This is a genomic window from Moorena producens 3L, from assembly GCF_000211815.1.
Taxonomy (GTDB): domain Bacteria; phylum Cyanobacteriota; class Cyanobacteriia; order Cyanobacteriales; family Coleofasciculaceae; genus Moorena; species Moorena producens.
Map to the genome: position 1 here is coordinate 585612 of NZ_GL890840.1, position 8171 is coordinate 593782.

Genomic DNA, 8171 nt, shown 5'->3' on the forward strand with positions numbered 1-8171 from the left:
ATTGAGGTTGCTCCAGCTGAATCAGCCAGCCTTAATTCAATCGGTATTCTGGCATAAGTTACCAATAATCGCCAAGGGAATCTGGATGCTTAGCAAACTCTTTATCGTATCCCAATTCCATTCCATCTTGATCTTTAATCCTTAAACCTTAATATTTCATCCTTTTTGGGAATCGGGAATCGGGAATCGGGAATCGGGAATCGGGAATCGGGAATTGGGAATTGGGAGTCGGGAGTCGGGAATCGGGAATCGGGAATCGGGAATCGGGAATCGGGAATCGGGAATCGGGAATCGGGAATCGGGAATCGGGAATCGGGAAAAAGTCTAGCAATAGCCATGGCCCTGACCGTAGGGCATCACCAATGGCTAAGCAAATCTTAATTTTCCATAAATTTTTGAGTTCACCCCGTCAGACCTATTGCCTCTTGCCTATTGCCTCTTGCCTATTGCCTCTTGCCTCTTGCCTATTGCCTCTTGCCTATTGCCTATTGCCTATTGCCTCTTGCCTCTTGCCTTGCGCGTAGCGCTATAACTGCTATATTTCAACCCTTGCCATAAACCACCACATTCAAGTACTCTTACCAATATGCCCCCTGGGGGGATATTGGTAATGATATATTAAGTTGAATAAAGATAATTAAAGATAAATAACAAAATTTTGTTGAAAAATACTTGGTTTTCTGGTATATCCCCAAGGAATTCTAATAATTTAGGGCAACTACTTCTATCGATACCCCCTAGGGGAGTGAGTAATCCTCAAGGATGGCTATTATTTGCTGCCGCCTCCTTCCTGGTTTCTGTGCCAGTGTTCTTCCAAGCTCCCCTAGTGCGCCTTTTCCCACTGTTGAGTTTAGTCATCACCCTGGCTTGGGTGTGGCTAGGGATAAAACTGCTCCAACGTCCATCAACCCAAGTCTGGGGTGACTTGCTGTTGGGATTTAGCTGGAGTTGGCTGGCTGGTTCACTATATTGGGGTTGGTTGCGGACTGAACCTCTACTGCATTTACCGGTAGAGGCAATTGGTCTACCATTCGCTCTGTGGGGATTGTGGCGGGGTTGGGGAAAGGTAGGAAATCTGTTTTACTTGGGTTCGTTATTCGGTACAGCCATGACCGACATCTATTTCTACTTGACGAATCTAATTCCCTACTGGCGTCAGGTGATGGTAGTAGAGCCAGTCCTGGCAAAACCAGTCTTTCAAAATGCGATCGCACAAGTCCAAACTCCTTGGGGAATTAGCTGGGCAGTGCTTTTGGTTGCTACGCTAGGAATAGTTGGTCTTTGGTCATTGACAAAAGAACAGCCCCATTGGTGGACGTTTAGTGGAGCCGTTTTGAGTACAATCGTGGTAGATAGTCTTTTTTGGTTGGCAGCTAACCTAGCATGATGACTCCAGACACTGACCCTAAAAGGTACAGTGTGGGCTTCTTCGGAAGCCTTATTCATTTATTTATATATAGATATTTATATATATATATAAATATTAGGTAAGTTTTGACCATTGTCATTGTGATGGTTATTCCGAAATGACTCCATCATCCTGTGAATGTATCTACTAGGGTCAGCTTCTGAGTCTTGCTGGGTTTTTGACAGCAGCATACTCAAGCTCGATTAGCAGTAACTAGTCAGTAACTTATTGCTGCTATTGTTTCTCCAACTTCTGCGCTATCCTTCCCTGATCAGGGGAAATCTTGGAAAATTGATGCAATGATCAACCTCTCCGTTAACCCTGTTGTTGCTCCTATATCTGTGGTGACTTTGCGATCCACCCCTTACCTACTTATGCCTACCGACTCTGACGATCAGTATATGCCATTAGTTGGTAGTAATTGCTGGACCGTCGGTCGTAGTTATGATAACAATTTTGTACTTTCAGATCGCTGGATTTCCAGAAACCATGCGATGTTGCAGTGTACCGAAAACGGTGATTTCTATCTTATTGATTTAGGCAGCCGTAACGGTACATTTGTCAATGGACGCAGAGTCAGTATTCCGGTGACCTTGCGCAATGGCGATCATCTTACCTTTGGTCAGACAGAATTGGAGTTTTATTGCCCACCCAAGGCTCATAAAACTGAACCATCCGAACCTATACATAAAGATACCCAAACGTCAATATTGCACGTGCGCCGCCTGATTTCTGTGATGGTGGTGGACATCCGAAACTTTACCGTACTCACCCACCAGTTAGATGAAACCACCCTCTCAGTGGCAATTGGTAGTTGGTTCCGGGAGTCTGGAGAAATTCTGAAAAGGTGTGGCAGTTGGGTAGATAAATACATCGGTGACGCGATTATGGCGATTTGGTTTCATGGCTCTCAAGGGGTCAGTGATCAAGAAGCCATGAGTATTTTGCAAGCAGTCAATGACCTCAACAAAATGACTACCAATCTCTCTAAGGAATATCCTCTGCCCTTCCCACTGCGAATTGGTACTGGAATCAACACCGGTTATGCTATTGTTGGTAACACCACTGGTAGTGGCGATCGCCCAGAATACACTGCTGTTGGGGATACTGTAATTGCCGCTTTTCGCCTCGAATCTGCCACCAAGGAACTTGGTCTAGATATTGCCCTAGGGGAGGATACATACCGTTACGTTTCTAAAATCGGAAAGTCTGAGCTTAACTTCAAGCAACACACTGTAAATCTCAAAGGTTATGATAATTCCACTATTACCTACGCTGGAACCTATGGAGATTTAGATAATTTCTTGCGAGTTAACTCTACTATACCAATTGTTGAATAAGCTTTAGGAAAAAGTATCACTCATTTTGGTAAAGGTTAGTAGAATTTAGAATTTAGAATTTAGAATTTAGAATTTAGAATTTAGAATTTAGAATTTAGAATTTAGAATTTAGAATTTAGAATTTAGAATTTAGAATTTAGAATTTAGAATTTAGAATTTAGAATTTAGAATTTAGAATTTAGAATTTAGAATTTAGAATTTAGAATTTAGAATTTAGAATTTAGAATTTAGAATTTAGAATTTAGAATCCAAGATTCAACCTTTAACCTTCAACCTGCTAACCTGCAACCTTGGCCAAAAGGCCACGCTACGCGAACAACTTTCAACCTTGCAATTAACTAATCTTTAATACCTTACTATTAAAATTTGAACTGAGCCCCTGCTTGGACTCTAGCATCAAATCCTTCTTCACCGGTACCTAGTTTAGCATCTATAACAATACCATTATTTGAATGGTACCTCAAGATGCCGCCATAGTTAAAGTCTGACACTCGACTTTCAAGCCCCACAGAGGAAAAATAAGTATTTTTTTTATCCGGATAAAAATAGAGGAATAGGGAACAGGGAACAGCGGATCTGGGAACAGGGAGTAGGGCGTGGCGGAATATGGGGTAGACAGAGAATTTATTGGCACTTTCTGGATTTCTCTCGACTCAATCAGTAGCTAATCTATGCAATAGCAAGATGTGGTAAGGGTATGGCGATTAACCCCATCGGTGTCAATTGTTCCGATGCCAGCACCCTAGCTGAGGATCAGGGTCACGAAGCATCTCAATAATAATCTCAATGACCTTTATTCCTGGAGAGCTAGTCTGTGAGTGATCGTAACGATTTAATTGAAATTTATGGTGCTCAGAATCCCGATCGCCGTGGGGATGTCATTTTTGTCCATGGACTCGGGGGTGATGCGCTAAGTACTTGGCACCCGCAAGAACGGCGAGATGATGATAATTTTTGGCCTGCTTGGCTGGGGCAAGATTTATCAGATGTGGGAATTTGGTCTCTGGCTTATGAGGTACAACCGTTTAGATGGAAGGGTAATTCTATGCCTCTGGTAGACCGGGCGACTAATAGTTTAGATCTACTGGATAGTTATGAGATAGGCGATCGCCCAATAATTTTCGTTACTCACAGTATGGGGGGACTGCTGGTTAAACAGATGCTGCGCAGTGCTAGGGACTTTGGCAAATGGGAAGCGATCGCATCTGGGACGAGGGGAATTGTTTTCCTGTCTACCCCTCATTCTGGTTCGGTCTTTGGGCGCTTTCCTAGGCCGGGGAACCCGGCCTAGGAAAGCGCCTTCGGGTCGCACCTCAAATACATTAAATCCTGACACAGCATTATAACCTGTGTCAGGTATAATACTTGTATGCTAACAATGACCTACGAATACAAGCTAGAACCAAATACCGAACAGATTGCTACTATCGAGCAAACGCTAGATATATGTCGATCGGTTTGGAACTTCGCCCTTAGACAGCGTAAAGATTGGTGTGCATCTCGTAAGTCGTCTATAAATGCTTGTTCGATTCATTATGAATACATCATTCCTGCTAACGAACCATTTCCTAACTACCATTTGCAAGCCAAACAGTTAACCGAAGCTAAGAAAGTCTATCCTCAACTCAAATTAGTTCACTCTCAAGTTCTACAGCAAACATTAAGAACCTTAGATAGAGCTTGGGATGATATGAAGGCTAGGGGTTTTGGTTTCCCACGGTTTAAAAATAAGTATCGGATGCGTTCTTTTGTTTTTCCACAGTTAGGGAAAAACCCGATCAGAAATGATGCTATTAAGATTCCCAAACTGGGATGGGTGAAATGGCGACAATCTAGACCTATTCCCTTTGGGTTTGAAGTCAAACAAGCAAGAGTAGTTAAAAAGGCATCTGGTTACTTTGTGATGCTATCACTTAAACTAAATGTTGACGTTCCTAATCCCATGCCTCACGGTCATCCGCGAGGTGTGGATTTGGGCTTTGACAAGTTTGTTGCTACCAGTGATGGCGAAGAGATTAAGCGACCTAGATTTCTGAAAACCCTACAACGTAAGCTGAAATTGCTACAACGTAGGCTAAAGAACAAACAAAAAGGCTCGAATAATCGGCACAAGTTAAACCAGAAAATAGCTAGACTACATCAGCAAATATCTGAGACTCGTAAAGATTGGCATTTTAAGCTGGCTCATCATTTGTGTGATGGTGCTGGCATGATATTTTTAGAAGATATCAACTTTGTCTCATGGCAAAGAGGGATGCTTTCAAAACACAGTGTCGATGCTGGATTCGGTCAGTTTGTAAATATATTAAAGTGGGTCTGTTTTCGTCGTGGCGTATATTTTGCCAAAGTCAATAAGGATGGGACTTCTCAGATTTGTCCTAACTGTGGCGCACATACAGGAAAGAAAACTCTAGATATTCGTTTTCAGCATTGCTTTGATTGTGGATATACAACTACACGGGATGTAGCAGCTAGCCAAGAAATTAGGAATCGTGGAGTAAGTGCGCTAGGGCATAGCGTGCTAGAAAATGTCTGTGGATTGGAAGCGACGGGGAGTATTGGTCACGATACTCTAGTTGGCACGAGACGAAGCAGAAAACCTAATTCGCGAGAGTTAGGAATCCCCCACTAAGACATCGAGCATAGCAAGATGGCGCTATGTGGGGGGAGGATGTCAAACAAACCTTTCCAGGGTCTAGGTTGGTTTTACCAAGGTCAAGGGGCTTATAACCAGGCATTACCCTGGTTAGAGCGATTCTTAAATCTCACCAAAAAAGGGGGTTCGGGGGATAATCCCCCACAGCTAACCGTTCGCGCAGCGTGACCGAATGGTCAAGGGTTCAACACTCTTGAGGTTAGCTAACAAACTTTCCGGAATAGCCAGTATCTTGTTGTAGAATAAACATAACTGAAATGAGCAAAGGCACTCTTTTTACTTCGGAGAAACGGCCATGCCAGTAGGTTAGTATCGGCGAGTGATACGCTTGCTCAAAGTATTGGGGCTGTCCGGGAGATGTTGAAAAAACTCCTAGGTCAACAACACCCATCTGTTGCCAAATCTCTCAACAATCTGGCATTACTCTACTCTAAGCAGTACAAAAAAATAGCAATTAAAGTAGGGTGGGCAAAGTAATATAATCTATCAATACTCACGCATAGCCAAACTGTTTTTGCCCACCCTACAAGCTAAAAAATCTAGCCTAGAGCAAGTTAATTTTTATGCTAGACTATAGAGATTTAATCACTAGGATTGCAGTCATTTTTTATGATGACAAAAGTAGAAAAGATTCAAGCTGAAATTGAGGCTCTCTCTAAGGAAGATTTCGTGCGCTTGAGAGAGTGGTTTGCTGAAAAAGACTGGTTACTCTGGGATAAACAGCTTGAAGCTGATATCGCCGATGGGAAGTTAGACTTCTTACTTGAGGAGGCAATGACAGCTAAATCCGAAGGAAAATTACAGGATTTGTAAGCGGTAAATTTTAGTGGCTTGAATCCCTGGTTCAGATCCCCCTAAATCCCCCGAGCGAGGGATTGCTCGCTCGGGGGACTTTTGAATCTAATTCCCCCCTTTTTTAAGGGGGGTTAGGGGGGATCAAAGACTTGTGTGTACAAAAAAATAGCAATTAAAGTAGGGTGGGCAAAGTAATCTAATCTAGAATAATCAAAAGAACCAAAATGTTTTTGCCCACCCTACAAGCTGATAGCTGATAGCTGTCAGCCGTCAGCCATAGTAAAAAAAAATACCAATTAAAGTAGGGTGGGCAAAGTAATCTAATCTAGAATAATCAAAAGAACCAAAATGTTTTTGCCCACCCTACAAGCTGATAGCTGAATGCTCCCGATTCCCGATTCCCGATTCCCGTTCCCCTCCTGGGAGGGGTTAGGGGTGGGTTCCGATTCCCGATTCCCGATTCCCTACTCCCTTATCAAATCATCGTAACCGTCCCGAACGCAAAATACTGACAATCAGCCACAATCCTAAAAAACTAGCAGCAGCAAACAGGATATTAGTAACCACTAACATCTGGGGAGTTTGGCTTCCTGAGGCCACAATTGCTGCACCGATAATCAGGGAACCGACTACAATACTGAAGGAAAGTCGATTAGCGGAATCATCGATACTGTAACGTAGTTTGTCTAGCTCTGGGACGGTAATATTCCACTTCAGGGTTTCGGAACTAACCCGGTTTAAAAATAATTCGATTTGAGAAGGCGATCGCAATGACAGGCTTTTGAGATCTAAAATAGTTCTCAGAAGGGTTTGTAAGGGATCATCTCCCAGGAGTTGACGCCGAAACACTTCCGTAATCAGGGGTTTGATTTGGTCGAGCAGGTTAATGTCAGGATAAAATCCACGGGTAACCCCTTCCAAGTTAGCTAGGGTTTTGGCATATAAACCCATATTACCGGGTAAGCGGATTTTATTATTGCGCGAGACTTGCAGTATCTCATAAAACACTTCACTAAAGTTGATTTTGGAGAGGCTTCGGTTGTAATACTTGCGCAGCATGCGGTCATAGTCATTTTCCAGGCCAGATAAATTGACCGACTCACCGGCTTCAGATAGTTGTAGGGTTAACTGAGCACATCGCTTGCCATCTAAATCTACAATTGCTAAGAGCATTTCCGTCAAAATCTGTTGGCTGCGGGGGTCTAAGCGTCCAATCATCCCACAGTCTAATAAAGCGACGCGACCATCCCTCAGATAAAATATGTTTCCGGGATGGGGGTCAGCATGGAAGAAGCCATCGATGTAAACCTGCTGGAAAAAAGCCCGAAATAACAGGGTGGTAATTTCCCGTCGCTGGGTCTGGGGATCTTTGCCCTCTTGAGTTTGTGATAATTGCGCCGATAGCAGAGGTGCCCCTTCCAGCCACTCAATGGTAAGTAGCTTTTGGCTGGTCAAATCCCAGTAAATCTTTGGTATCACTAATTGCTGGGAATCGAACCAGCGGCTATTGGATAGATTACTGCGGAGTTTATCGGTATAGTTAGCTTCTTGGGTAAAATCCAGTTCTGCTTCTAGGGCAGTAACAAATTCATCTGCTATGACAACGATATCGTAAGTCTTACCAAATTCCGTCAGAGAGACTAACTCCGCTAAGCCCCGAATGATAGCAATATCTTGGGCAACTATCTGGTCAATCCCAGGACGTTGCACTTTCAGAGCCACCTCTTGACCATTTTTGAGGGTAGCCCGATGGACTTGACCAATGGAACCAGCAGCAATGGCTTGGGGATTGATGGTAGTAAAGGTTTCTGAGATTGGCTTGGCTAGTTCTTGCTGTAGCAGGCTTTCGATTTCACTCCAGGCTACTGCTGGTACATTGGCTTGCAAGTCAGTCAGGACTTCAACATAGGCTCCTGGTAATAGGTCGGGACGGGTAGACAGCAGTTGTCCTAACTTAACGTACACCGGACCT

The 8171-nt window shown here is 43.4% G+C and carries 10 protein-coding genes; 7 read left to right on the forward strand and 3 right to left on the reverse strand.

The features are described 5' to 3' along the window. Nucleotides 1-134: 134 nt before the first annotated feature. Nucleotides 135-338: a hypothetical protein gene (locus tag LYNGBM3L_RS40135; protein WP_131827016.1), complete on the reverse strand. Its 204-nt coding sequence runs from the start codon at nucleotides 336-338 to the stop codon at nucleotides 135-137. Between the two features lie 24 nt (nucleotides 339-362). Between LYNGBM3L_RS40135 and LYNGBM3L_RS43075 the strand changes: the two genes are divergently transcribed. The 3 genes from LYNGBM3L_RS43075 (at nucleotide 363) to LYNGBM3L_RS08805 (ending at nucleotide 2748) form a co-directional block, all read left to right on the forward strand. Further along, on the forward strand, nucleotides 363-524 hold the full coding sequence (locus LYNGBM3L_RS43075; protein ID WP_154659716.1) for a hypothetical protein: 162 nt from the start codon (nucleotides 363-365) through the stop codon (nucleotides 522-524). A 221-nt stretch (nucleotides 525-745) separates the two neighbouring features. Then, on the forward strand, nucleotides 746-1387 hold the full coding sequence (locus tag LYNGBM3L_RS08800; RefSeq protein ID WP_008181504.1) for a DUF3120 domain-containing protein: 642 nt from the start codon (nucleotides 746-748) through the stop codon (nucleotides 1385-1387). A gap of 320 nt (nucleotides 1388-1707) precedes the next feature. Continuing rightward, nucleotides 1708-2748 (forward strand): adenylate/guanylate cyclase domain-containing protein, encoded by a 1041-nt coding sequence (locus LYNGBM3L_RS08805; protein ID WP_008181506.1) that lies wholly within the window; start codon nucleotides 1708-1710, stop codon nucleotides 2746-2748. A gap of 460 nt (nucleotides 2749-3208) precedes the next feature. Here LYNGBM3L_RS08805 and LYNGBM3L_RS47140 read toward each other — a convergent pair whose 3' ends face one another. Then, nucleotides 3209-3382: a hypothetical protein gene (locus tag LYNGBM3L_RS47140; RefSeq protein ID WP_154659717.1), complete on the reverse strand. Its 174-nt coding sequence runs from the start codon at nucleotides 3380-3382 to the stop codon at nucleotides 3209-3211. A 180-nt stretch (nucleotides 3383-3562) separates the two neighbouring features. On the opposite strand from LYNGBM3L_RS47140, the gene LYNGBM3L_RS08810 reads away from it, so the two are divergent. The 4 genes from LYNGBM3L_RS08810 to LYNGBM3L_RS08820 all read left to right on the forward strand — a co-directional run bounded on the left by LYNGBM3L_RS08810 (nucleotide 3563) and on the right by LYNGBM3L_RS08820 (nucleotide 6217). Further along, complete coding sequence (locus LYNGBM3L_RS08810) at nucleotides 3563-4039, forward strand: esterase/lipase family protein (protein WP_008181509.1); 477 nt, start codon at nucleotides 3563-3565, stop codon at nucleotides 4037-4039. A gap of 78 nt (nucleotides 4040-4117) precedes the next feature. Beyond that, nucleotides 4118-5380 carry an RNA-guided endonuclease InsQ/TnpB family protein gene (locus LYNGBM3L_RS08815; protein WP_008181511.1) on the forward strand — a complete coding sequence of 421 codons (1263 nt, stop codon included), beginning with the start codon at nucleotides 4118-4120 and terminating at the stop codon, nucleotides 5378-5380. 39 nt (nucleotides 5381-5419) lie between these two features. Next, a complete protein-coding gene (locus tag LYNGBM3L_RS43085; RefSeq protein WP_008181513.1) occupies nucleotides 5420-5572 on the forward strand; it encodes a hypothetical protein in 153 nt (50 codons plus the stop codon). A 441-nt stretch (nucleotides 5573-6013) separates the two neighbouring features. Beyond that, nucleotides 6014-6217 (forward strand): hypothetical protein, encoded by a 204-nt coding sequence (locus LYNGBM3L_RS08820; protein WP_229414381.1) that lies wholly within the window; start codon nucleotides 6014-6016, stop codon nucleotides 6215-6217. Nucleotides 6218-6679: 462 nt separating this feature from the next. Here the strand turns inward: LYNGBM3L_RS08820 and LYNGBM3L_RS08825 are convergent. Beyond that, nucleotides 6680-8171 (reverse strand): ABC1 kinase family protein (locus LYNGBM3L_RS08825; protein WP_008181520.1); only part of this gene is annotated, 1492 nt, incomplete at its 5' end.